Source organism: Flavobacterium sp. CF108, assembly GCF_900129795.1.
In the GTDB taxonomy this organism is placed as follows: Bacteria; Bacteroidota; Bacteroidia; order Flavobacteriales; family Flavobacteriaceae; genus Flavobacterium.
Map to the genome: position 1 here is coordinate 363,879 of NZ_FQWW01000006.1, position 23,823 is coordinate 387,701.

24 protein-coding genes are annotated in these 23,823 nt (G+C 33.1%); 8 read left to right on the top strand and 16 right to left on the bottom strand.

Annotated features, from left to right (window positions below; all coding sequences use genetic code 11):
• Window position 1: 1 nt before the first annotated feature.
• Both BUE10_RS17910 and BUE10_RS17915 read right to left on the bottom strand, forming a co-directional pair.
• Window positions 2-1,012 (bottom strand): dipeptide epimerase, encoded by a 1,011-nt coding sequence (locus tag BUE10_RS17910; protein WP_073487301.1) that lies wholly within the window; start codon window positions 1,010-1,012, stop codon window positions 2-4.
• A 31-nt stretch (window positions 1,013-1,043) separates the two neighbouring features.
• Complete coding sequence (locus BUE10_RS17915) at window positions 1,044-1,835, bottom strand: alpha/beta hydrolase (protein WP_369826691.1); 792 nt, start codon at window positions 1,833-1,835, stop codon at window positions 1,044-1,046.
• A gap of 57 nt (window positions 1,836-1,892) precedes the next feature.
• On the opposite strand from BUE10_RS17915, the gene BUE10_RS17920 reads away from it, so the two are divergent.
• Window positions 1,893-2,294 carry an excinuclease ABC subunit B gene (locus BUE10_RS17920; RefSeq protein ID WP_073487305.1) on the top strand — a complete coding sequence of 134 codons (402 nt, stop codon included), beginning with the start codon at window positions 1,893-1,895 and terminating at the stop codon, window positions 2,292-2,294.
• Here the strand turns inward: BUE10_RS17920 and uvrB are convergent.
• The 13 genes from uvrB to trmD all read right to left on the bottom strand — a co-directional run bounded on the left by uvrB (window position 2,291) and on the right by trmD (window position 16,883).
• A complete protein-coding gene (uvrB, locus tag BUE10_RS17925) occupies window positions 2,291-4,282 on the bottom strand; it encodes an excinuclease ABC subunit UvrB (RefSeq protein ID WP_073487307.1) in 1,992 nt (663 codons plus the stop codon). The genes BUE10_RS17920 and uvrB overlap by 4 nt on opposite strands.
• A 422-nt stretch (window positions 4,283-4,704) precedes the next feature.
• Window positions 4,705-5,646 carry an alpha/beta fold hydrolase gene (locus BUE10_RS17930; RefSeq protein WP_073487309.1) on the bottom strand — a complete coding sequence of 314 codons (942 nt, stop codon included), beginning with the start codon at window positions 5,644-5,646 and terminating at the stop codon, window positions 4,705-4,707.
• A 91-nt stretch (window positions 5,647-5,737) separates the two neighbouring features.
• A complete protein-coding gene (locus BUE10_RS17935; RefSeq protein WP_073487311.1) occupies window positions 5,738-5,968 on the bottom strand; it encodes a uroporphyrinogen decarboxylase in 231 nt (76 codons plus the stop codon).
• 121 nt (window positions 5,969-6,089) lie between these two features.
• Window positions 6,090-6,749, bottom strand: a complete 660-nt coding sequence (locus tag BUE10_RS17940; protein ID WP_073487313.1) for a DUF3800 domain-containing protein — start codon at window positions 6,747-6,749, stop codon at window positions 6,090-6,092.
• Between the two features lie 177 nt (window positions 6,750-6,926).
• The gene (rlmF, locus tag BUE10_RS17945) at window positions 6,927-7,877 is read right to left on the bottom strand and encodes a 23S rRNA (adenine(1618)-N(6))-methyltransferase RlmF (RefSeq protein ID WP_073487314.1); all 951 of its coding nucleotides are present in this window, start codon (window positions 7,875-7,877) and stop codon (window positions 6,927-6,929) included.
• A gap of 137 nt (window positions 7,878-8,014) precedes the next feature.
• A complete protein-coding gene (locus BUE10_RS17950) occupies window positions 8,015-8,677 on the bottom strand; it encodes a thiamine diphosphokinase (protein WP_073487316.1) in 663 nt (220 codons plus the stop codon).
• A gap of 136 nt (window positions 8,678-8,813) precedes the next feature.
• The gene (locus BUE10_RS17955) at window positions 8,814-9,260 is read right to left on the bottom strand and encodes a DinB family protein (protein ID WP_073487318.1); all 447 of its coding nucleotides are present in this window, start codon (window positions 9,258-9,260) and stop codon (window positions 8,814-8,816) included.
• A 44-nt stretch (window positions 9,261-9,304) separates the two neighbouring features.
• Entirely contained in the window at window positions 9,305-9,787 is a 483-nt protein-coding gene (locus BUE10_RS17960; protein WP_073487320.1) for a GyrI-like domain-containing protein, read from the bottom strand.
• A gap of 6 nt (window positions 9,788-9,793) precedes the next feature.
• On the bottom strand, window positions 9,794-10,615 hold the full coding sequence (locus BUE10_RS17965; RefSeq protein WP_073487321.1) for a DUF4249 domain-containing protein: 822 nt from the start codon (window positions 10,613-10,615) through the stop codon (window positions 9,794-9,796).
• Window positions 10,616-10,651: 36 nt separating this feature from the next.
• Window positions 10,652-13,033, bottom strand: a complete 2,382-nt coding sequence (locus BUE10_RS17970) for a TonB-dependent receptor (RefSeq protein WP_073487323.1) — start codon at window positions 13,031-13,033, stop codon at window positions 10,652-10,654.
• 145 nt (window positions 13,034-13,178) lie between these two features.
• Complete coding sequence (locus BUE10_RS17975; RefSeq protein ID WP_073487325.1) at window positions 13,179-15,401, bottom strand: NADP-dependent isocitrate dehydrogenase; 2,223 nt, start codon at window positions 15,399-15,401, stop codon at window positions 13,179-13,181.
• Window positions 15,402-15,682: 281 nt separating this feature from the next.
• Entirely contained in the window at window positions 15,683-16,033 is a 351-nt protein-coding gene (gene rplS, locus BUE10_RS17980) for a 50S ribosomal protein L19 (protein WP_073487327.1), read from the bottom strand.
• A 175-nt stretch (window positions 16,034-16,208) separates the two neighbouring features.
• Window positions 16,209-16,883 carry a tRNA (guanosine(37)-N1)-methyltransferase TrmD gene (gene trmD / locus BUE10_RS17985; protein ID WP_073487328.1) on the bottom strand — a complete coding sequence of 225 codons (675 nt, stop codon included), beginning with the start codon at window positions 16,881-16,883 and terminating at the stop codon, window positions 16,209-16,211.
• A 756-nt stretch (window positions 16,884-17,639) separates the two neighbouring features.
• Between trmD and tnpA the strand changes: the two genes are divergently transcribed.
• From tnpA to BUE10_RS18020, 7 genes are all read left to right on the top strand, one after another.
• Window positions 17,640-18,101 carry an IS200/IS605 family transposase gene (gene tnpA / locus BUE10_RS17990; protein WP_073487330.1) on the top strand — a complete coding sequence of 154 codons (462 nt, stop codon included), beginning with the start codon at window positions 17,640-17,642 and terminating at the stop codon, window positions 18,099-18,101.
• 31 nt (window positions 18,102-18,132) lie between these two features.
• Entirely contained in the window at window positions 18,133-19,041 is a 909-nt protein-coding gene (locus BUE10_RS17995; protein ID WP_073487332.1) for an archaemetzincin, read from the top strand.
• A 62-nt stretch (window positions 19,042-19,103) separates the two neighbouring features.
• Complete coding sequence (locus BUE10_RS18000; RefSeq protein WP_073487334.1) at window positions 19,104-19,973, top strand: sugar phosphate isomerase/epimerase family protein; 870 nt, start codon at window positions 19,104-19,106, stop codon at window positions 19,971-19,973.
• Window positions 19,974-20,021: 48 nt separating this feature from the next.
• Window positions 20,022-20,369: a cupin domain-containing protein gene (locus BUE10_RS18005; RefSeq protein ID WP_073487335.1), complete on the top strand. Its 348-nt coding sequence runs from the start codon at window positions 20,022-20,024 to the stop codon at window positions 20,367-20,369.
• A 198-nt stretch (window positions 20,370-20,567) separates the two neighbouring features.
• A complete protein-coding gene (locus BUE10_RS18010) occupies window positions 20,568-21,716 on the top strand; it encodes an MFS transporter (protein ID WP_234984762.1) in 1,149 nt (382 codons plus the stop codon).
• A gap of 59 nt (window positions 21,717-21,775) precedes the next feature.
• Window positions 21,776-22,708: a peptidylprolyl isomerase gene (locus BUE10_RS18015; RefSeq protein WP_053471046.1), complete on the top strand. Its 933-nt coding sequence runs from the start codon at window positions 21,776-21,778 to the stop codon at window positions 22,706-22,708.
• A gap of 93 nt (window positions 22,709-22,801) precedes the next feature.
• The gene (locus BUE10_RS18020; RefSeq protein WP_073487338.1) at window positions 22,802-23,101 is read left to right on the top strand and encodes a c-type cytochrome; all 300 of its coding nucleotides are present in this window, start codon (window positions 22,802-22,804) and stop codon (window positions 23,099-23,101) included.
• 110 nt (window positions 23,102-23,211) lie between these two features.
• Here the strand turns inward: BUE10_RS18020 and BUE10_RS18025 are convergent, their stop codons facing one another.
• On the bottom strand, window positions 23,212-23,607 hold the full coding sequence (locus BUE10_RS18025) for a GreA/GreB family elongation factor (RefSeq protein ID WP_073487340.1): 396 nt from the start codon (window positions 23,605-23,607) through the stop codon (window positions 23,212-23,214).
• Between the last annotated feature and the right edge of the window lie 216 nt (window positions 23,608-23,823).

Below are 23,823 nucleotides of genomic sequence, written 5' to 3' on the forward strand. Positions count from 1 at the left end.
TTTATAGAAGTGTAACTCCGGTTCCGTTAAGTTCAGAATAACTCACAGCGCCATTTTTTATGGTTACTCCAGTTGCAATATCTTGTGCCAAAAGTAATGCGCCATCCATATCAACATAATCAAGCTGAGGTAATAAATGGGCAATTGCAGAGATTCCAACAGTAGATTCGGTCATACAGCCTACCATTGTTTTTAATCCCAATTTTTTAGCTTCTTCAATCATTCTTTTGCCGGGAGTTAAACCGCCGCATTTTACCAATTTGACATTTACTCCGTGAAAATGATTGTGGCATTTAGCCACATCTTCTTCAATAATACAACTTTCATCAGCAATTACAGGAAGAACAGAATGTTTAAAAACTTCTTTATGTGATTCCCAATTATCTGCTTTCATAGGTTGTTCTAAAAACTCAACGCCCAGTTTTTTTAATTCAATGGCATTATTAATTGTTTCCTCAACACCCCAGCCGCAGTTGGCATCAATTCTAAAAATGGCATTGGTGTGTTTTCTAAGTTCTTTTACAATAGCAATATCTTCTTTGGTACCTAATTTAATTTTATAAATAGGCCAGGGAAGTTCCTGCATTTTTGAAACCATTTTTTCAATAGAAGCAATTCCAATTGTGTAATCCGTAAGCGGATTTCTTTCGGTTGTGTAATTCCATAATTCGTATAATTTTTTGCCTTTTTTACGGGCGTACAAATCATTATAAGCCAAATCTAAAGCGCAAAGTGCAAACATATCCTCTTTTAAATACGGATGGATTTTTGTCCAAAATGTATCTGGAGTTTCATCTTCAGTATTTTCAATAATGCTTCTGATTTTTTCTAAATCCTGCATCATCATTGGAACTGTTGTTTTGTAATACGGATTTGAAGTTGCTTCTCCAAAACCCGAAAAGCCATCACTCTGAAGTTCAACAATCAGCGAAGGCTGAAAATCAATTGATTCTCTTGAAATCGTGAAAGTATGTTTTAGTTTTAGGTTATATTCTCTTAAAATTAGTTTCATGATTTTTGTGCTATTTTTTTTATGTTTTTCTTCAATAATTAAGCCAAAGAACCGCTTTTACAAAACCGTCCCGCCACAATTTTTCATTATGTTCGCCGCCTTTTACAATTTTAGATTTGGTCAGATGAAGACAGTAACAACGCTTTGTGTCTAATAATTTTTCCATTTTGGTCATGTCTTTCACCATATTTTTATCTTCTTTATCGCCACATAAAAAGTAAAATTTGGTTTTAATTTTTGGTATCTTTTCTGTAAAAGTGAAAATATCGTTTGTGTACCAAAACGAAGGCGAAAAAACTCCCGCTTTGCCAAATACTTCGGGATATTTTAAAGCTCCGTAATAAGAAACCAAACCTCCCAATGAACTTCCAAAAATGATTGTATTCTTAGCTTTTGTTTTGGTTCTGTAGTTTTTATCGATATAAGGTTTCAATGTTTTTACGATAAATTCTAAATAATTATCAGCATTTCCACCGCCATATTTTTCGTTTTTAAAAGGCGTTAATTCTTCGATACGTTTTTCATTTCCGTGTTCAATCCCAACAACAATTACCTGCGCTTTTAAACTGTCTAGTTTTTCGTCGACATTCCATTCGCCCACATATGAAGTTTTAGCATCAAATAAGTTCTGAGCGTCGTGCATGTAAATCACACTATATTTTTTGGCTGAAGCCGAATAATTTTCAGGAAGATAAATCCAAATTTTCTTTTTGGTCTTTAATTGAGGTGCATCAATTTCGAAAGTTGATACATTTTTTGAAGCTGTACTTTGGGCATTTCCGGAAATCATCCAAAGAAATATAAATATGAAAAATCCCCTCATCATTAGATTTTGTATTTTTAATTTAAAAGCAATATTTTAGCTAAAAATAATAAATTGATGAATACCGAAGCACAAAAGAAAAGTTTACTTTTAGAATTGATCGCCTTTTCTACAGTTGATGGGCAATTGCATAAAAGAGAGTATGATTTTATATGGCATGTTGCTCAGGAATTAAAGATTGATTTTGATGTTTTTCATGATTTATTTCATCAGGAAACGAAACCAGTTGTTGTAAAATCAGAATTTCAGCGCATTCAGCAGTTTTACAGATTGGCTTTAATCATGCACTGCGATGGAATTTTACATGAAAAAGAGGCAGTAGGCATTCAACAGATTGCAATTGAAATGGGATTGAACCCAGGTGCAGTAAAACGCATTTTAGATTTAATGAAAAAGGCTCCAAACGCCATGATAGAGCCTAAAGTTTTATTAAGAGTTTTTCAGGAACAACACAATTAAGGTAATTGTTCCTGTAGTTTTTTGATATCGTCACGCAGTTTTGCAGCCTGCATAAAGTCTAATTCCTTAGCTGCTTTTTCCATTGATTTTCGTTTCTCACGAATCATTTTTTCAAGATCAGCTTTAGACATATAAGCCGTTTCAGGTTCTGCAGCAATTGATAAAGTATGACCTAATTCGTATTCGACTAAAGGATTTTTGGTAAAAGCACTATCTATTTTTTTGTTTAATGCCTGTGGCGTTATATTATTTTCGACATTAAAATTGATTTGTTTTGTTCTTCTGTAATTGGTTTCGTCGATTGTTCGCTGCATACTCGCCGTAACTTTATCGGCATACATAATCGCTTTACCGTTTAAGTTTCTTGCCGCACGACCAATAGTTTGGGTTAAAGAACGATAATTTCTTAAGAAGCCTTCTTTATCGGCGTCAAGAATTGCTACAAGCGAAACTTCGGGTAAATCCAAACCTTCACGAAGTAAGTTTACTCCAATTAAAACATCAAAAATACCTTTTCGTAAATCCTGCATGATTTCGATACGTTCTAAAGTATCCACTTCAGAGTGGATATAACGGCATCGGATGCTTACTTTAGTTAAGTATTTGGCCAATTCTTCGGCCATTCTTTTAGTCAAAGTTGTCACCAAAACTCTTTCGTCTAATTCGCAGCGAACCTGAATTTCTTCAATCAAATCATCAATTTGATTTAAACTTGGACGCACTTCAATAACCGGATCTAATAATCCCGTTGGACGAATAATCTGCTCGACATAAATACCATCAGATTTCTGTAATTCATAATCTGCAGGCGTTGCCGAAACATAAATTACCTGATTCTGTATGGCTTCAAACTCTTCAAATTTCAAAGGTCTGTTGTCCATTGCAGCTGGTAAACGGAAACCATATTCAACCAGATTTTCTTTACGGCTGCGGTCGCCTCCGTACATGGCGTGAACCTGCGAAACCGTAACGTGGCTTTCGTCAACAATCATTAAAAAATCATTTGGGAAATAATCTAATAAACAGAAAGGTCTTGTTCCGGCTTGTCTTCCATCAAGATAACGGGAGTAATTCTCAATTCCGGAGCAATAACCCAATTCACGAATCATTTCTAAATCGAAATTGGTTCTTTCTTCTAAACGTTTGGCTTCTAAATGCTTACCTATTTCTTTAAAATAATCTACTTGTTTTACCAAATCCTGCTGGATTTCCCAAATTGCCCCTTGAAGGACTTCGGGCGAAGTCACAAACATATTGGCTGGGTAAATAGTTAGTCTTTTGAATTTTTCAATTACTTGAGAAGTCTTCGCATCAAAAGATTCTATTTCTTCAATTTCATCTCCAAAAAAATGAACTCTGTAAGCGTCATCAGCATAACTTGGATAAATTTCAACCGTGTCGCCTTTAATCCTGAAAGTTCCCGGATTAAAATCGGCTTCTGTTCTGGCGTATAAACTTTGTACAAGACTGTGCAGTAATTTTGTTCTCGAAATAACCTGATCCCTGCTAATCTCAATAACATTCTTTTTAAATTCAACAGGGTTTCCAATACCGTATAAACACGAAACTGAGGCTACAACTAAAACATCACGTCGCCCTGAAAGCAGGGAAGAAGTGGTGCTTAAACGCATCTTTTCAAGCTCTTCATTGATAGATAAATCTTTTTCAATAAAAACTCCTGTTACAGGCATAAAAGCTTCCGGCTGATAATAGTCGTAGTAAGAAACAAAATATTCAACCGCATTATTCGGGAAAAATTGTTTGAATTCTGAATACAGCTGCGCAGCCAAAGTTTTGTTATGTGCCAAAACTATAGTAGGACGCTGTACTTCCTGAATAACATTGGCTACTGTAAATGTTTTACCAGATCCTGTAACTCCTAATAATGTTTGGTATTTTTCTCCATCAACTACACCTTGTGCGAGTTTTTGTATGGCTTGCGGCTGGTCTCCTTTTGGACTATATTCTGAAGATACTTGGAAATTCATTTGTTACTGATGAAAAGTTGGTTTTGTAAAGATACAAAGTTTGAATGCTATAAAAAAGATAAAAAAGCCGGTGATTTGTATAGTCCCTACGGGACAATTTTAAAATATGATAATCATTTTTTCTACCGATATTTAATCTCTACGAGATATGTTTAATGACAAATTATATATTGTAAAATTATCTTTTAGATATTAAATTTGATTGAAAAATTTCACTTGTATCTTAAAATTAATTCAAAAAAATTATCTCGTAGAGATTAAATATCGGTAGAAAAACAAATATTCGTTTGTAGAAATTGTCCCGTAGGGACTACATTTTATGATACAAGTTCGCCACGAATTCCACAAATTTCCACGAATTGATTTTACATAATCCAATTAAATAAATTCGTGGAAATTTGTGGAATTCGTGGCAAATAATCTTATTCTAAAAAATTAATAACAGCATCATTTATAATTTTTGGCTGATCGATAGTTAAAAAATGTCCGGCATCTTTTATGATTTTTGTTTTGCTGTTGGATAAGTGCTTTTGTGCACGCTCTAAACTTTCTTCAGAATTAATAACATCTTTATCACCAATTAAAACCAAAACAGGATTATGGATTGATTCTAATTCTTTATCTGAAAAAGGCATCATTTTTAACATACTCGAATTTGATTTGGCGTATTTATTAGCCAAGTAAAATTGCCTGTTATAGATAGGACTAATTTTTTCAGGATGCGTAGAAAATGTTTTTAATGTTTTGCTGAATTTCTTTTCACTAGGAAAAAGTTTTAACATTAAAGCCGATGATGTTTTTCTTGGTTTATCTATAAATTTAAAAGTCTGTGCCGGACTCAATAAAACAATTTTGTCAATTGAATTGGTTTTTTGAGTTGCTAATAATGTTGCAATCCAGCCGCCTCGGGAAGCGCCGATAATATCAAATTTCTTTAATTTATAATGATCGAAAATTTCGTTGTACCAAATGACAATTTCTTCTGATGAAAGTGGTTTTGCTGTTAAATGAGATTTGTTGGGTTCCATCAAAAAGTCGATAGCATAAATGCGGTGATTTTTAGCCAAAACTTTAATGTTAGGATACCACATCGTTGAGCTGGCATCCATTCCGTGTAGTAAAACTAAATCTTTTCCTTTTTTTGGCCCGGCGATAATAATATGTGCCGTTCCAAAACTTGTTTTTATATTTTCTTCGGTATACGGAATATCCCAAAGTTTTAAAGCCTTGTTATAAGCGGTTTCATATTTTTGTTCTTCGCTTTTGGTTTTAAAAACATAATCTTCAAATTTTGCTTTTTTGGTTGAAGCGCAGCTTGTGACTAAAAATAAGAGAATTGCTAATCTGGAGTATAATTTTGACATGGTTATAAGTTCAATTTGAACTTAAAGTTACGATTATAGAAAACAGAAACTGTATCAGAATTTTGTTTTAAAATATCATAATTACAATCTGTTATGCTTTTTTAGCTGTCAAATGATATATCTGAACAAATGATAAAATTGCATTTGGAATAATAATCGGTAAAAGCCATTGATTAAAATCTCTGTAATCTTTTAAAAAGATGCCGTAAATTACAAAACAAATACAGCCGAATAAGTTTATGAGTCGGATTGTTTTAAGATCTTTCAGTAAAAATCCTCCAACAATAAAAAAGGAAGCTAGATAACCAATATATTCTGCCATGATTTTGATATTTAATTGTTTAGAACAAACCTACCAAAAGTGTAATGTAAAATCAAGAGTTTGGTTGAAAATCAGAGATATAGATTTTTTTGATTTCAATTTAATTTCCCTCTAATATTTTTTAGAAATACAATTTCTTTTCTAAAAATCTTTCTTTTGAAAAACTTGTTAGAATATCATAAGCACTTGATTCATTGTCTTCATGTCTTCTCCATACAAAATTAGCATACCAATCTGCAAGCCAGATCATTTTATTATTTGTACTTTCTAAGAATTCACACGAAATATCCATATTAATTCCATTTCCCCAGATTTCCGTCTTTATGTAGTCTGGAAAGCTCTCTCCATGACTAACTTTTATAGTTCTTTTATCTAAAACAATCTTTACATTATCATATTTAATGATTTCAGGTTTAAGCAACAAACCAAGTACATAATTGTAAAAGATATTTTTATCCTTTCGTAAGGATTCAAAGACTTTTGATTTATTTACTGTAATTGAAATAATTTTAAATGAACTGCTCTTGACAATTATTTTATTAGTTACTTGGGAAGTAATAAAAGCACAATGTTCAGGAAGAAAATTAGCTCCTTTTTTCTCTATGTTCGGAGTTAGGTTATATTTTTTATAAATTTCAGAAATAAAGCGAGAAATATATTTTTCTTCTTCATTAGATATAACGATACCGGTAATTGTAATAAATTTACTTGATCCACCATATCTGTTTGGTTTATCAAATTTCCATCCTAAATCGCCACTTTCATCAATGTATATCTTCATGCCATAAAAAAAAGGGCTAAGAAGCCCTTTGGTATTTTAAAAATAGCCCCTAAAAACGATGTATTTAGAATACATTTATGGTAGATGTTTCACCGCCACGTTGACTCAGGAATTACCTATTTAATGGTGCAAATATAAGAATAAAAAATTAATAAATTTTATTTTGTAGGATTAATTTTAAATTTTAAAAGATTTTTGCTCTGCATCATTTAAAAAACTCCACGCCACAATACGACTATTTTTCTGCCCTTGTGACATTTCAATTGTTTTAACTTCAAAAGCATTTACTTTTTTCAAAGTTTTGTAAATCGAAGAAAGATTCTCTTTTTTAGAAACCAAAGTCGTAAACCATAAAACTTGCGAAGCGTATTTTGCACTTTCATAAATCATTTGGGTTACAAAACCAATTTCGCCGCCGCTGCACCACAATTCAGCATTTTGCCCTCCGAAGTTTAAAACTAGATTTGTATTTCTTTTTTCTTTTGGATTTAGATTGGAAACTTTTCTCGAAGTACTTTTATTCGCTTCTTCTGCCGATGCGTGAAAAGGCGGATTACACATTGTGAATGTAAATCGGTCTTCGGGAATTATAATATTTTTAAAGATAAATCGGGATTCTGTTTGTTGTTGTAAACTGATTGCATCGATTAATCTTGAATTAGCTTCGATAATTTTGCTGCAGTTTTCGATTGCTTTTTTGTCAATATCAGTCGCAACAAAACTCCAGTTGTAAATTGAATTCCCTAATATCGGATAGATTAAATTTGAACCTGATCCGATATCTAGCCCTAAAACAGAATTTCCTTCTGGAATTTGATTGTTGTTTGTTTCGGCTAATAAATCAGCGATATAATGAATGTAATCGGCGCGACCTGGAATTGGCGGACAAAGATAATTTTTAGGAATATCCCAGTTTTGAATTTCATAATACGTTTGCAGTAAAGCTTTGTTTAAAGTTTTTACCGCATTTGGATTAGCGAAATCAACAGTTTCAATTCCGTATTTATTGATGGAAATAAAAGCTTTTAATTCGGGACAATTTGAAATTAGAAGTTCAAAATCATATCGGGAACGATGTAGATTTCTTGGATGTAAATTGTCTTTTTGGGAATTGTTTTCTGCTTTCATTTTGATTTATTTCGATGCAAAGGTACACATTCCTTTTTTGGGATTCAGAATTCCGGAAGAATGATGTATTTAATGAGAATCTTTGCGTAAACCGGATTAAAATCCAGCCCTACAATATAAACCGAGCCTTCGGCTCTTTAATCAAAACATTCCATTAATAACAAATCACCGTTTGTGTGGTTTATAGTAACCAAACCATCTTTTGCTACAGAATTGCTGCTTCCGGTTCTGTAACCCATTGTTAAAGTGTCATTTTGTAGAGGATATTCTAGATTGGTAGAATAAATGCCGTTTACAACACCAATCGGAATCAAAGAAATTGGAGTTTTGGCAGTATACCATTTTTCGAATTTTGTTGGAAGCAAAAAGATTTTTGAGTGATCGTCAAGAATTACAATTTTAAGTAAATCTCTGTAACGAACGATATTAGTTAAGTTGGTAATCGTATGATCTGCGCGTCTTCCGGTTGCCCAAACTACGTTTACGGCAGGAATTTTTCTTTTAACTAAATAATCAAAAGCTTTTTCTAAATCGGTTTTATCCTGATCCGGAGTGTGAACTATTTCAAGTGGATATTGTGACGTTTTATAAATTTCGGGATCAAAACCTCGGTCAAAATCTCCTAAAAGGACATCGACTTTAATGCCTAATTCAATCACTCTTTCTATAGCCGAATCTAAAACGATAACAAGCGGAGACCATTCTAGCAATTGTCCTAATAATTCAGGATCGCAGGCCGCTCCGTTTGCAATTATTAAAGCTGGTTCCTGATCGTCGCGAACTATGTGGTGTGATGACATGTGAGTTTTTTTGAATGTAGCGCAAAGGTACGGCTTGAATTTTAGATTTTAGAGTGTTGATTTTAGATTTTTTTGCCACAGATTAAAAGGATTCAAATGATTAATCCTTTTAATCTGTGAAATCTGTGGCTAAATATTATATATCCAGCAATCTTCTATGATAATTTATCTGCCCGACATGATAGGCTAAATGTGTCGAAAGGTGAACTAAGAAAAATCCGGTTGTCATTTCTTTTTCAAAAACGATCTCAGGATATATGTTGCTTAAATCTTCTTCAGTTAAAACATCGAGCACATCATTTACAACGATAATTGTATTTTCAATTTTATCGATTAATTCTGATTTTGGAATATCTTTTAAGGAAAATTCTAAAGGACGATTTCGAATATATCCAGTTTTTCCAATTTGAGCTCCAATATAAGTATTGATGTTTCCAATTAAATGCAGTGTAAGATTTCCGGCAGAATTTGAAATGTTTTTATCTACAGCCCAAATTTGTTTTTCGAATTCATATGATTCAATTTCAAATTTAAGTTTATTTAAATCTCTGTTAAAAAGTATTTTTAGTGTTTCGATTAACATGTTTTTTATTTGAAGATTAAAAAGAATAATTTGTAGACAAGCGGTTAATCTCTGTTTTTTATCGGAATCCAGATTTCTTCTTCTGATTCCGGATCTTCTTTTTTGTACTTATGATCCATCACGGCAAAATGCGGCCTGTCGTCAACGGTGTATTTTGAATTCGGAAGCCATTCTGCAAAGATGGTATGATACGTTTTATGTCCTTCTGAAGCAGGACCGTAATGTATAAAAACGGCATATAAACCATCTGGAATAATTAAAGTTTCCATTTCTAATGGAACTTCGTCATAATTTCCGACTTCTACAGCAGCCCATTTCTGAAATGTTTTGCCTGGGTCAAAGTTATCAAAATGACCGTCAGAAAACACTTCAAGCGAATATAAATTCTCGTTAATTGTATTTTTGATTTGCTTTCGTTTTGGCATAAAATTACTCCACAACTGAAATGTTTTGTTTTCGATAAATGACATTTCAATGTATTGTCCGATCAGTTTTTTCTCGGTTAAAGTTTCAATTCTGGCTTCCATGTTTTATTATTCTATTTTGAATTTTTTTGTTTGACTTTCGCTAAGCGAAAAATAGCCTAAAGGATAATTTGCTTTATCGGTTGTATTGATGATGTTTCCTTTTACGGTTGCGGGCGGCGATTGAAAAGGCCCGCCAACATTACTGCCGGCAATACTTACCAAAATATTCATATAATTATAGTATTGCTTTGAAATGCCGAAATGTGTTATTTCTAATTCATCTCCGGCTTTGAGCTCGTCATCATCAGAAACACTAAAGAATTCATTTCCTTGAAAAAACTTATCTTCATCAACATAAAAATTAGAGGTAACTTTATTAGAGTACACATATTTGTATAAATAGAAATTATCTGCATCTGCAGGGTCATTATAATAGGCTCTTATTTCGATATCTTTTCCTGTAAATCCGCCTTCGTTATTTTGTTCAATATGCGTAATTGGCGCAACAGATTTTAAAGTTTCAGAGGCTGTATAGGTATTTTCTCCGCTAATAACGGTTAGTGTATAAGTTTCATTAATTTCAGGTGCAAAATTATTACAGAGATAGCGTCCCGTTTTTGGAACTTCGGTAAAATTAAATTGCACGTTTTTACTGTTCCTAATATAGATAGTTGCTCCGGAAACCGTTGGAATTACCGATTCAAAATAACCAGTAGTTGTTGTTAATTTTATAACCTGCTGCTTTCCTGTTGTACCTTTTTGCCAGTTTATGGCCGCTTCGATAACTAATTTTGGAGGCGCGGTATCCAGCTCAACATCTACAACATCTTCACAGCTTGTGAAGAAAACCGATGTAAATAAGAGGATTAATGTGATTACTTTTTTCATACTATATCTTTTTATTTTCTTTGCAGAAATGAATTTTTAAAATTTGAAATTATAACTAACGGCCGGAACAATTCCGAAGATTGATAATCGTACCGCTTCGTTTAAACCTGTGTCAGCATTTTGTCTAAAATTGATTGAAGCTGCGTTGCTTCGGTTATATAAATTATAAATGCTGAAAACCCATTCGCCTTTCCAGTTTCTGCCTTTATTACTTCGCGGTGTTAAAGTTGCCGAAATATCTAAATGGTGATAAGCCGGAAGACGATTTTCATTTCGAAGGCCGTAACTCGGAACTGTAATGCCTAAATATTCATATTGCGAATTCGGATACGTAACAGGCTGCCCGGATTGTAAAGCGAAGTTAGCACCAAAAGACCATTTTTCGTTTAAATTATAAGCAGACGTTATCGCCAAATTATGTGTTTTGTCGTAAGGAGTACTATACCATTGACCATTATTGATTCCAATTTCTTCCGGAGTTCTTCCAGGCGTTTGCTGTTCTGATTTTGATAAAGTGTAGGAAATCCAGCCGTTAAATTTGCCTTCATTTTTTTTAACCATAATTTCTAAACCGTAGGCACGCATTCTTCCGTTTAAGATAACTTGTTCGATGGCGTTATTGGCAATTAAATTGGCACCGTCAATATAATCTAATCTGTTCTGTATTTTTTTGTAATACGTTTCAACTTCCAGCGAATAAGCACCTTCTTTAATATTTCGGAAATATCCTAAAGCAACCTGATCTGCAATTTGCGGTTTGATATAATTGTCACTTGGCATCCAAACATCGAGCGGAGTAGGAGATGAGGTGTTTGAAATTAACTGAAGATATTGCGCCATACGATTATAACTCGCTTTTATGGACTGATCGTCATTTAATTGATAAGATATCGAAAGTCTTGGTTCGAAATTATTATAATTCTGGATTACTTTATTTTTACCGAAATATTTTGTTGAAGTTGGAACTCCTTTTTCGTAAACCTCGGTATCTGAATTGAAAACTACCGGATTATTATTGTCGTAATAATTTATGGTTGAAGAACCCAAACGATAAAACAAACTGTAACGCAATCCATACGCCAGCGTTATTCTTTTTGAAAGCTGATTTTCGGCATCTAAATAAATCGAAGGTTCAAATGCATATTTTTTATCTAATTGATCGGGATTAATTCCAGAAGTAGTATTACTTGGTATAATTGTTCCAGGATTGAAATCGTAGTAAATTCCGTTTACACCATAGTTTAATTTGAATTTATCTGAAATATAATGTTTGAAATCGTATTTGATATTATAGTTTTGAATTCCCGAATCCCATTTAAAACCAACATAATCCAAGTCAAGTCCGTAATAATAATCGCTGTAGATAAGAGATAAATTAGAGAATAATTTATCAGAATATAAATGATTCCAACGAAGGTTTAAAGTAGAATTTCCGTAAATATTAGTAAAACTTTTGTTTAAGCTGAAAACATCACGCCCAAAATATCCGGATAAATATAAATTGTTATTGTCGTTTAATTTATAACTCAGTTTCGCATTTAAATCATAGAAATAAGCAGAATTGTCTTTGTTGTCTTCTGAAAGTTTTAAAAATAAATGGGCATAAGATCCTCTTCCGCCAATTAAAAAAGAACCTTTGTCTTTTACAATTGGACCTTCCAGAAGCAATCGGCTTGAAACTAAACCAATTCCTCCATTCATATGGAAGTTTTTGCTGCTTCCGTCTTTTTGGTAAATATCTAAAACAGAAGAAGCTCTTCCTCCAAAACGCGCCGGAATTCCGCCTTTATATAATTTTAAATCTTTAATAGCATCGGGGTTAAAAACCGAGAAAAAACCAAAAACGTGAGAGGAATTGAAAATAGTCGCTTCATCCAATAAAATTAAATTTTGATCTGCGCCGCCGCCGCGAACATTGAATCCAGAAGCGCCTTCGCCTGCATTTGTAACTCCCGGAAGTAATAAAATTGATTTTAAAACATCGACTTCACCTAAAACTACGGGCATTTTTTTTATGGTTGAAATAGAGAGTTTGTTAACGCTCATTTCTGGCGATTTGATATTTATTTTCTTTTTATTATCTGTAATGACAACTTCCTGAAGTTCTTCGCCGCTTTCGTTGATGGAAAAATTGTTTTTGGTATTTTGATTTAAATTGATGGTTTGTTGAATAGTTTGATAACCCACATAACTAATTTCGATTTGATGTTCGCCGCGAGGAACTGTAATAGAATAAAATCCGTATTCGTTTGTTGTAGTGCTTATTTTTAAAGTTGGAATATAAATATTGACACCAATTAAGGTTTCGTTGTTTTTTGAATCTTTAATAGTACCGCTTAGTGTAAATTTATCCTGAGAGAAAGAATGAAGTGTGGTAAAAATAATGATAAGAAGGAAACTAATCTTTTTTGTAATCATCTTTTTGGTTTTGAGTTACATAGTTAACAATTCTTACTATATATTACAGTCCAACTATTGTTAAACATTAGTTAAGAATAAAAAAGGGCAGCTTATAAAAGCTGCCCTTTTTGTCTATATTTTAAAAATACACAACGTGCATTTCTTATTTTATTTTTGCAATAATTGCATTGAATGTTTCACTAGGACGCATTGCTTTGCTTACTAACTCAGGAGTTGGCTGATAGTATCCGCCAATGTTTTGAGCTTTTCCTTGTGCACCAATTAATTCTGCATCGATTTTAGCTTCGTTTGCTTCAAATTCTGCAGCAATTGGAGTAAAGATCGCTTTCAATTCTGCATCTTTATTTTGAGCAGCTAAAGCCTGAGCCCAGTAAAATGCAAGGTAAAAATGAGAACCACGGTTATCAATTTGTCCAACTTTACGAGCTGGAGATTTATCGTTTGCCAAGAATTTATCGTTTGCTTCGTCAAGAGTTTCAGCTAAAACAATAGATTTAGAATTGTCTAAAGTTTGTCCTAAATGCTCTAATGAAGCACCAAGAGCTAAAAATTCTCCTAATGAATCCCAACGTAAATATCCTTCTTCTGTAAATTGCTCAACATGTTTTGGAGCAGATCCTCCAGCACCAGTTTCGAACAACCCACCACCGTTCATTAACGGAACGATAGATAACATTTTTGCAGAAGTTCCAAGTTCTAAAATTGGGAATAAATCTGTAAGGTAATCACGTAAAACGTTTCCTGTTACAGAAATAGTATCTAAACCTTTGATGATTCTGTCTAAAGTAAATTCTGTAGCAGCAACCGGGTTTAAAATACGGATATCTAAGTTTGTAGTATCGTAATCTTTAAGATATTTTTGAACTTTTACGATCAATTCTCTATCGTGTGCTCTGTTTTCGTCTAACCAGAAAACAGCCGGAGTGCTAGATAAACGAGCTCTGTTTACAGCTAGTTTAACCCAGTCCTGAATTGGAGCATCTTTTGCCTGACACATTCTGAAAATATCGTTTGTTTCAACGTTTTGTTCCATTAAAACAGTTCCGTTTGCATCAACAACACGAACAACACCATCACCTTTTATTTGGAAAGTTTTATCGTGAGATCCGTATTCTTCTGCTTTTTGAGCCATTAATCCAACGTTAGGAACACTTCCCATTGTTTTAGGATCAAAAGCACCGTGTTTTTTACAGAAATCAATAGTTGCTGTATAAATACCAGAATAAGAACGGTCTGGAATAACTGCAATTGTATCTTGTGCCTTACCATCTTTGTTCCACATCTGTCCAGAAGTACGGATCATTGCAGGCATAGAAGCATCAACAATAACATCAGATGGAACGTGTAAGTTTGTAATTCCTTTATCAGAATTAACCATTGCTAAAGCTGGTCCGTTTTCGATAGCTTTCGTAATGTCAGCTTCAACTTCAGCCTGTTCAGGTCTTCCGGCAATTTTTGCGTAGATATCACCTAAACCATTTCTTGTATCAATATTTAATTCTGCAAATAAAGTTTCGTGTTTTTTGAAAAGATCAGCAAAATATACTTCAACGATAGCGCCAAAGATAATTGGATCTGAAACTTTCATCATTGTAGCTTTCAAATGCACAGAAAGTAAAACACCTTCTTTTTTAGCTTCTGCAATAGCATCGGCAGCAAAAGCTTTTAATTTTTTTACACTTAAAACAGAGCTGTCGATGATTTCTCCAGCTTTAAGCGGTGTACTTGCTTTTAAAACAGTTGTAGTTCCGTCTTTTGCAACAAATTCGATTTTTACATCGTTAGCTTCAGCTACAGTAAGCGACTGCTCACTTCCATAGAAATCACCGTTTGGCATTGAAGTCACTTTAGTTTTTGAGTCAGCAGACCAGGCACCCATTGAGTGTGGATTTGCTTTTGCAAAGTTTTTAACGGCTCTAGGAGCTCTACGATCAGAGTTTCCTTCACGTAAAACAGGGTTTACAGCAGAACCTAATACTTTTGCATATTTTGCTTTAATTTCCTTTTCAGCATCGTTTTGCGGATCTTCCGGGAAATTTGGAACGTTGTAACCGTGAGATTGTAATTCAGCAATAGCAGCTTTTAATTGTGGTACAGATGCTGAAATGTTTGGTAATTTGATGATGTTAGCTTCTGGTTTTGTTGCTAATTGACCCAATTCAGCAAGAGCATCTACTGTTTTTTGAGCATCTGTTAAAGACTCAGGAAAATTAGATAAAATTCTTCCTGCCAAAGAGATGTCTCTTGTTTCAATAGCAATACCAGCTGTTGAAGTAAAAGCCTGAACAATAGGTAATAAAGAATAAGTCGCTAATAAAGGCGCCTCATCAGTTAAGGTGTAAAAAATTTTTGAATTCTGTGTCATTTTTTTTTTTTTTATAATCGTGTCGTCAAAGAATGGCGATGTAAAAGGTATGAGCTGGCTCAAAATGAGCGGAGCAAATATAATAAAAACAGTCCGAAAACGGTTTAGTTTTCCTGATAATTGCTGAAATTATCAGATTGCTAATACGATTTCGTAAAATTGCTAAATCGATGATTTTGATATTAAAAAATTACGGTTTTGATATTGCTTAAAATAGAGTCATAAAAAAAACTCGTTTCAAATAGTATGAAACGAGTTTTTTATAACAGATTGATAAATGATTATCTTCTTTTATCTTTAATCTTAGCTTTTTTACCAGTAAGTTCTCTGAAGTAGAAAATTCTAGCTCTACGAACTGCACCTTTTTTGTTGATTTCGATTTTTTGTAAAGCTGGTAAGTTTACTGGGAAGATACGCTCAACTCCAATAGCTCCAGACATTTTACGAATCGTGAAAGTTTCTGTGTTACCAGAACCTCTTCTTTGAATAACAACTCCTTTAAAAAACTGAGTTCTTGTTTTTTCACCCTCTTTAATTTCGTAGAAAACTGTGATAGTATCTCCAGCTCCAAATTCAGGGAAATCTTTTTTAGCAACGAATTCGTTTTGAACGAACTTTAATAAATCTGCCATGATAATTTTATTATTATAGTTTTAATAGAGTAACATTCACGGATCTCGCCAGAGGTTAGTCTAATTCGGGTGCAAATGTAATTAAAATATTTAAAATTCCAATAAAAATAAATTCCAAATTCCAATTTCTTAACTAGTTGATTAATTGGGATTTGGAATTTTAAAATTTTGGAATTTATTCTAGCAAATCTGGACGTCTGTTTTTTGTATGTTCGTACGCCATATCTTCACGCCATTTATCTATTTTGGCAAAATGTCCGCTGGTTAAAACTTCAGGAACTTTCCATCCTTTATAATCTGCAGGCCTTGTGTATATTGGTCCTGAAAGCAAATTGTCCTGAAAACTATCTGTCAACGCTGAGGTTTCATCGCTTAAAACACCCGGAATTAAACGGATTAAAGCATCTGATAAAACTAATGCGCCCAATTCTCCGCCAGATAAAACGTAATCACCAATCGAAATTTCTTTAGTAATAAAATGATCTCTAACACGCTGGTCAACACCTTTATAATGTCCGCATAAAATGATAATGTTTTCGTACATCGACATTTTGTTAGCCATTTTTTGATTTAAAGTTTCGCCGTCAGGAGACATATAAATGATTTCGTCATACTCACGCTGACTTTTAAGATGCGTAATACAATCGTCAATAGGCTGAATTGTCATTACCATTCCCGCACCGCCGCCAAAAGGATAATCATCTACACTTTTTTGTTTATTAGTGCTGTAGTCGCGAAGATTATGAAAATGTACTTCGACCAAGCCTTTATCAATGGCACGTTTCATAATCGATGCCTCAAAAGGGCTTCTTAATAATTCAGGTAAAAGTGTAACAATGTCAATTCTCATTTTTTCTTCAATAATTTGGGGCAAAGATACGAAGTTAAAAATGAAGATGTAAAATGTATAGTCCCTACGGGACAAAAAATCATGTCGATGCAAAATTTTTCTACCGATATTTTGTTCCTAACGGAACAATTTGTTTTGGATTTACATTATTTAATGGGATAATATATTGATAAAATTTTGACATTTTTTTATTAAAACTCTCGAATTATATTTAGATGTATAGTCCCTACGGGACAAAAATCTGTGTGACAAAAAAAAATCTACCGATATTTTATCCCTAACGGGATATTTTTTTTGACTGTATGGCTTTTATGTGGCAATATTCATGAATAAAAATTTTGCTAATATTTTTTTGTATCAGAATTACAGTTTTAAATATAAGCCCCTACGGGACAAAAATCTGTGTGAATAAAATATTGCTACCGATATTATATTCCTAACGGAACTTTCTGTCGTAATTCCATTTTAATAAATTCCAATTAAAATCAATAAGATTTCCCGTTAGCGAGAAAATATTGGTAGAAAAAAATATTAAGGTTCAAAAGATATCCCGTTAGGGATAAAATATCGGTAGAAAAAATAGATCAAGGTTCAAAATGTCCCGTAGGGACTATACGTTTTTATTTAAAAAGAAGGAATATTCTTTCTTTTTAATTACATTTGAAAAGCGATCAAAAAATATTCCGCTAGGAATAATATATCGGTAGAAAAAAATATTATTTAAGAAAAAATGTCCCGTAGAGACTACACACAATCATGGCAAATACCTACACACAAATCCACATTCATTTTGTTTTTGCTGTAAAATATAGACAAGCAGTTATACATACAAACTGGAAAAATGATTTATATAAATACATTTCCGGAATTATTAAAAACAATAATCATAAGGTCTTAGCGATCAATGGTGTTTCTGACCACATTCATATTTTAATTGGAATAAGACCCGCACAATCAATAACTGAATTGATGAAAAGCATAAAGCAAAATTCATCAAAATGGATAAACGAAAATAAATTCACTAACATTCATTTTGAATGGCAGGAAGGTTATGGTGCATTTTCATATAGTAAATCTCAATTAAGCGCAGTTTCCGACTATATAGAGAATCAAGAGGAGCATCATAAAAAGAAAACCTTTAAAGAAGAATATATCAATTTTCTCGAAAAATTTGAAGTTGATTATGATGAAAAGTTTATTTTTAAGGAATTAATTTAAAATTGGTTTTTTAATTATATCCAAAACGTAAATGAAAAAAATAACCTTCTTCATTCTTATATTATTATGCGCTTGTAACAAAGAAAAAGCGAAAGTAACCTCAAAAGAAGCTCCAAAACAAATTCCAGAAGAAGCGTCCTATTTTAAAGATATTAAAAGGAATGACGTTAAATTACCAAAACCAAGTTATGGCGATTGGCTTTTTTCTCATCCTGAAGATGGACAGACTTTTGAACAATATTATTTATCAAAACATATTGTTCCGACTAAAGAGGAGAATATTATTTACATAAAACCAATTGGAAATTTTAATTCTCTGCAAAAGAAACAAATTCAACTTGTTAATGAGTATTTAGAGCTCTTTTTTCAATTAAAAACAAAAACATTAGAACCGATTTCTAATAATGTAGTTCCAAATTCAGCAAGAAGAATGTCTACTGAAGGTCATGAACAATTATTAGCAGGATATCTTTTAAATGATGTATTAAAAGAAGAAAAACCGGAGAATAGAATTGCATTAATGGGACTTTCAGAATTGGATTTATATCCTAAACCCGAATGGAATTATGTTTTTGGTTTGGCATCTTATCGTGATAAAGTAGGTGTAAGCTCTATTTACAGATTTCAGGATGGTAAACTTACTGCAGAAAATTTTGATTTATGTTTAGTAAGATTACTCAAAACGAGTTCTCATGAAATTGGACACATGTTTGGAATGCACCATTGTATTAATGCAAATTGTGTAATGAATGGTACTAACGGTTTATCTGAAACAGATAGAAGTACGATTCGATTATGCTCTGTTTGTCAGAGAAAATTAAATTCATGTATCAAGTATGATAATAAAAAGAGATTAACTGAATTAGAAAACTTTTTTAAAAGAAATAATCTAACTGAGGAATCTGATGCAATGAAGAAAGATATCTCGGTTATTCAATAAATAGAAAATAATTTTGAGAATCAATTTTTATAGTAGATTTACTTTCTAAAATTCGATCACAAATGGTTACAAGAAGAAACTTTATTATAAACACAAGTCTGGCTGCTACGGCTGTTCTGGCTTTACCGTCATTAGCATTTTCTATGAATAAAAAAGAAATTGGTTTGCAGTTATATACATTGCGTGAAGAACTTCCAAAAAATGTAAAACAGACTTTAGAAAAAGTTGCTGCGTCAGGATATACAAATGTAGAAACGTATGGTTTTTCTATTAAAGATCAGTTTTGGGGATTGTCTCCAGTTGAATTGAAAAAGATATTGGACGATAATAAATTAAAAGCAGTTAGCGGACATTATAATTTAGGAAGCTATTTGTACGACGGAAATACAGCGGAATTAATTGCTGCAATTGAAGCCGCAAAGATTTTAAAAAACGAATTTTTAACCGTTCCGTGGATTGATGAGCCTTTTAGAAAAATAGAAGATTATAAAAAGATTGCGCTGCGTTTGAATCAGGCCGCAAAAATGTGCAAAGAAGCGGGGTTAAAATTAGCGTATCACAATCATGATTTCGAATTTCAAAAACATGATGGCATTACCGGCTATGAAATTTTATTAAATGAAACTGATAAAAACCTGGTTTATTTTGAACTAGATTTATATTGGGTAGTTCGTTCAGGAAATGATCCGTTAAAATTATTCAAAGAAAATCCGGGACGTTTTAAAATGTGGCACGTAAAAGACATGGACAAAACAAATCAGGCTTTGAATACAGAAATTGGTTCAGGATCAATTGATTTTAAGCCTTTTTTCAAAGAAGCAAAACAATCTGGAATGGTTCACTTTTTTGTTGAGCAAGAAAATAATTATGCTGGAAATTCTTTTCAATCCATTAAAACAAGTTCTGATTTTATTTCAAAAGAATTGATCTAAAACCGAATCATTTAAAATCTTATTTTTGTAAGAATAAAATTAAAAATCATGCAGAATATCAAAACAAGCAAAGAATTTATAAAAGGAGACGAAATAGAGTGGGAAATAGTTGGTGAAGGAATAAAACGTAAAATCCTGGCTTTTGATAATAAAGTTATGCTTGTAAATGTTCATTTTGAAACTGGAGGAATTGGCGTTTTACACGAACATTATCATTCTCAGGTAACGTATATCGCAAGCGGAAAATTTGACGTAACCATAAGCGGTGTTACACAAACTTTAAAAGAAGGTGATAGTTTTTATATTCCGCCTCACGCCATTCATGGGGTTGTATGTTTAGAAAGTGGAATGTTGACCGATGTTTTTAGTCCAGCGAGAGAAGATTTCTTAAAATAAATAAAATAAAATCAGTAAATATCCGCGTCTTGGCGATAGCGAATCCGTTTAATCAGCGTCAATTTTTAGAACACTGATGACGCAGATTCGCTATCGCGAAGACGCAGATTTAGACAGATTTTATCAAAAAATAACTTTAATTATAAATATTGATGGTATTTTTGTAAAATGAATTTATCTAAAACCAACGTCCTGTTTATGGCAGTTTGCACTGGTCTTATAGTAGCAAATCTTTATTACTGCCAGCCTTTAATTGTTTTAATTGCCAACGAATTTAAAATTCCAGAAGCCAGCGCCGGAACTATAACGTATTTAACTCAAGCGGGTTATGCTATTGGTTTGTTTTTTATGGTGCCGCTTGGCGATAAATTAGAGCGAAAAAAGCAGATTTTAATTACCACTTTTGCCTCTGTAATTGCATTGCTTATTGCAGCAACAGCAAAAAGTTTTTTTATTTTACAAATCGCTTCTTTATTAATCGGAATCACTTCGATTGTACCGCAGCTTATTTTGCCTTTGGCCGCCTCGTTAAGTACACCAGAACAGCGAGGAAAAGTTATCGGAACCATTATGAGCGGTTTATTGGTCGGGATTTTACTTTCCAGAACTTTAAGCGGTTTTATTGGAGAAGTTTTAGGCTGGAGATCAATGTTTTATATCGCCGCCGGAATTTGTCTTTTAATCTTTTTCGTAATTCAGAGTAAATTCCCAGTAAACAAACCACAGTTTCAGGGAACTTATGGTCAATTAATCCAGTCTTTATTTACACTTATAAAAACACAGCCGGTTTTGCGTGAAGCTACAGCAATCAATGTTTTCAGCTTTGCTCAGTTTGGAGCTTTCTGGACCACAATGGTTTTACTGCTTTCTGGAGAACCGTTTCATTTTAACAGCGCAACAATTGGTTTATTCGGAATTGTTGGAGCATCCGGAGCTTTAGCTGCACCTTTGGTTGGGAAAATCGGCGATAAAGGAAATTCAAGAATTGCAGTTGGTTACGGCTGTTTATTAATTCTAATAAGCTTCTTGATTTTTTATTTTTCAATAGAAAGCGTAATCGGAATTGCTATTGGAATTGTATTTATTGATATCGGAATTCAAGGCGTACATATTTCAAACCAAACCAGGGTATATTCGCTATTGCCAGATGCGAGAAACAGATTAAATACGGTATTCATGTCGTTTAGCTTTTTAGGAACTGCTGCCGGATCTGCATACGGATTATTATTGTGGAAACTGGGCGGATGGCACGCTGTAACAATTGGCTGTATGGTTTTATCTGCACTATCATTAACTGTTTACGGACTTACTTATAAATCATCCCGAAGTGTCGGGACTAAAAAATAGAAAGCGCAAATTGATATAAAATTAATTTGTAAATTTGCGTTCAATTAAAAAATAACAACATGGAAAACGGAATATACGCTAAATTCAACACAAGCAAAGGTTCGATTTTAGTTAAACTTACACACGACTTAACACCAGGAACCGTAGGGAATTTTGTAGCTCTTGCAGAAGGAAATATGGAAAATAAAGTAAAACCTCAAGGACAAAAATTCTATGACGGATTAAACTTTCACAGAGTAATTCCTGATTTTATGATTCAGGGTGGATGTCCTAAAGGAACTGGAACTGGAGATCCTGGATATAAATTTGATGATGAATTTGATCCAAGTTTAAAACACGATCGTCCGGGAGTTTTATCTATGGCAAATTCAGGGCCTGGAAGTAATGGTTCTCAATTTTTTATCACACACGTTCCAACTCCTTGGTTAGACGGAAAACACAGTGTTTTTGGTCACGTTGTAGAAGGACAAGATGTAGTTGATGCTGTTGCTCAAGGTGATGCTTTAGAGACTTTAGAAATCATCAGAGTTGGAGAAGAAGCTCAAAAATGGAATGCTATTGAAGCTTTTATTGGTTTAAAAGGTGCTCGTCTTAAACGTGAAGCGGCTTTAAAAGCAGAATCTGAAGCAAAAATGGAACAATTAGCGGCTGGTTTTGATAAAACAGAAAGCGGTTTACGTTACAAAATGATCCAAAAAGGTGAAGGTAAAAGAGCTGAAGCTGGAAAAACAGTTTCTGTTCACTACGAAGGTTCTTTAGAAAACGGAAAAGTTTTCGATTCCTCTTACCCACGTAAAAAACCAATCGAATTCAAATTAGGAGTTGGACAAGTTATCGAAGGATGGGACGAAGGTATTGCTTTATTACAAGTTGGGGACAAAGCTCGTTTTGTAATTCCATCTGATTTAGCTTATGGTCCATCTGGAGCCGGAGGAGTTATCCCGCCAAACGCAACTTTGATTTTTGACGTTGAATTAATGGACGTAAAATAAGAATTTACAAGCAATTTAGTATTGTTTTAAATAGCAATCCCATTCGCAAGCCGAATGGGATTTTTTTTATATTTACTATAAAAACCAGAGACAATGAAAAATATTTTAATCCTTGCAGTGCTTGCTTTATTTGTAGTTTCCTGCGGAACTCAGAAAACACCAGCTGTTGCAGCTACTCCTGCCGAACCTGCAAAAACGGTGGCATTAACTCCTGAATTAGAAGCAGGTAGAGATTTGTATGAAAACAATTGCGCAAAATGCCACAAATTGAAAGATCCAAAGAAATATACAAAAGAAGAATGGGGACCAATTTTGGTTAGAATGGGTAAAAAAGCTAAGTTAGATGAAACCCAAATGGCATCAATTACAAATTATATTGATTCACAATTGTAATTCTGCATCTTAAAAAGCATAACAAAAAACCTGTTCAATAATTTGAACAGGTTTTTTGTTTTTCAAATAGATATAAAAAAACACCTTCACAAAATGAGGTGTTTAAAAAGTTAGGAATGATGTACAGCCGTATTGTCTACCGCGATAATTTTTAAAGTTTTGATACCAGCCGGCATTTCCCAGTCAACTTCGTCGTTTTCTTTAAAACCAATAATAGCAACACTTAAAGGCGCCAGAATTGAAATTTTTGATTGCTTTATATCTGCAGATGAAGGTAAAACAATTTGAACTTTCATTTGTTTCTTCGCTATTACATCTTCAATTGTTACTAAAGAATTGATTCTGATAACAGAGCTGTCAAGTTCGCTTTCCTTGCTTATTACAGCGCGGTCTAATTCTTGCGAAAGCTGATTTGCTTCTTTAGTATTTGTTGAATTTTTACTTTTTAAAATCAATTCCCTTAAAAATTGATAATCTGATTTACAGAAAGTGGGTGTTGGTTTCATATCTATATTGAATTTATTGTTATATTATTTGAATGATTTTTCTTCTTTTATGCTTTCTAAAGCGAGTGATTGCTCAGCCTGTTTAAAAAACAAGATAAATGTCTAAAAGTGTTTAGTTTGAAAAACAAAAAAATATCTGACCAAAACTTAAATTTTGCCAAATAAATAAATGTTTAAATTGATGTAAATCCTCCGCCTGAAAGAAGAATTGAAATA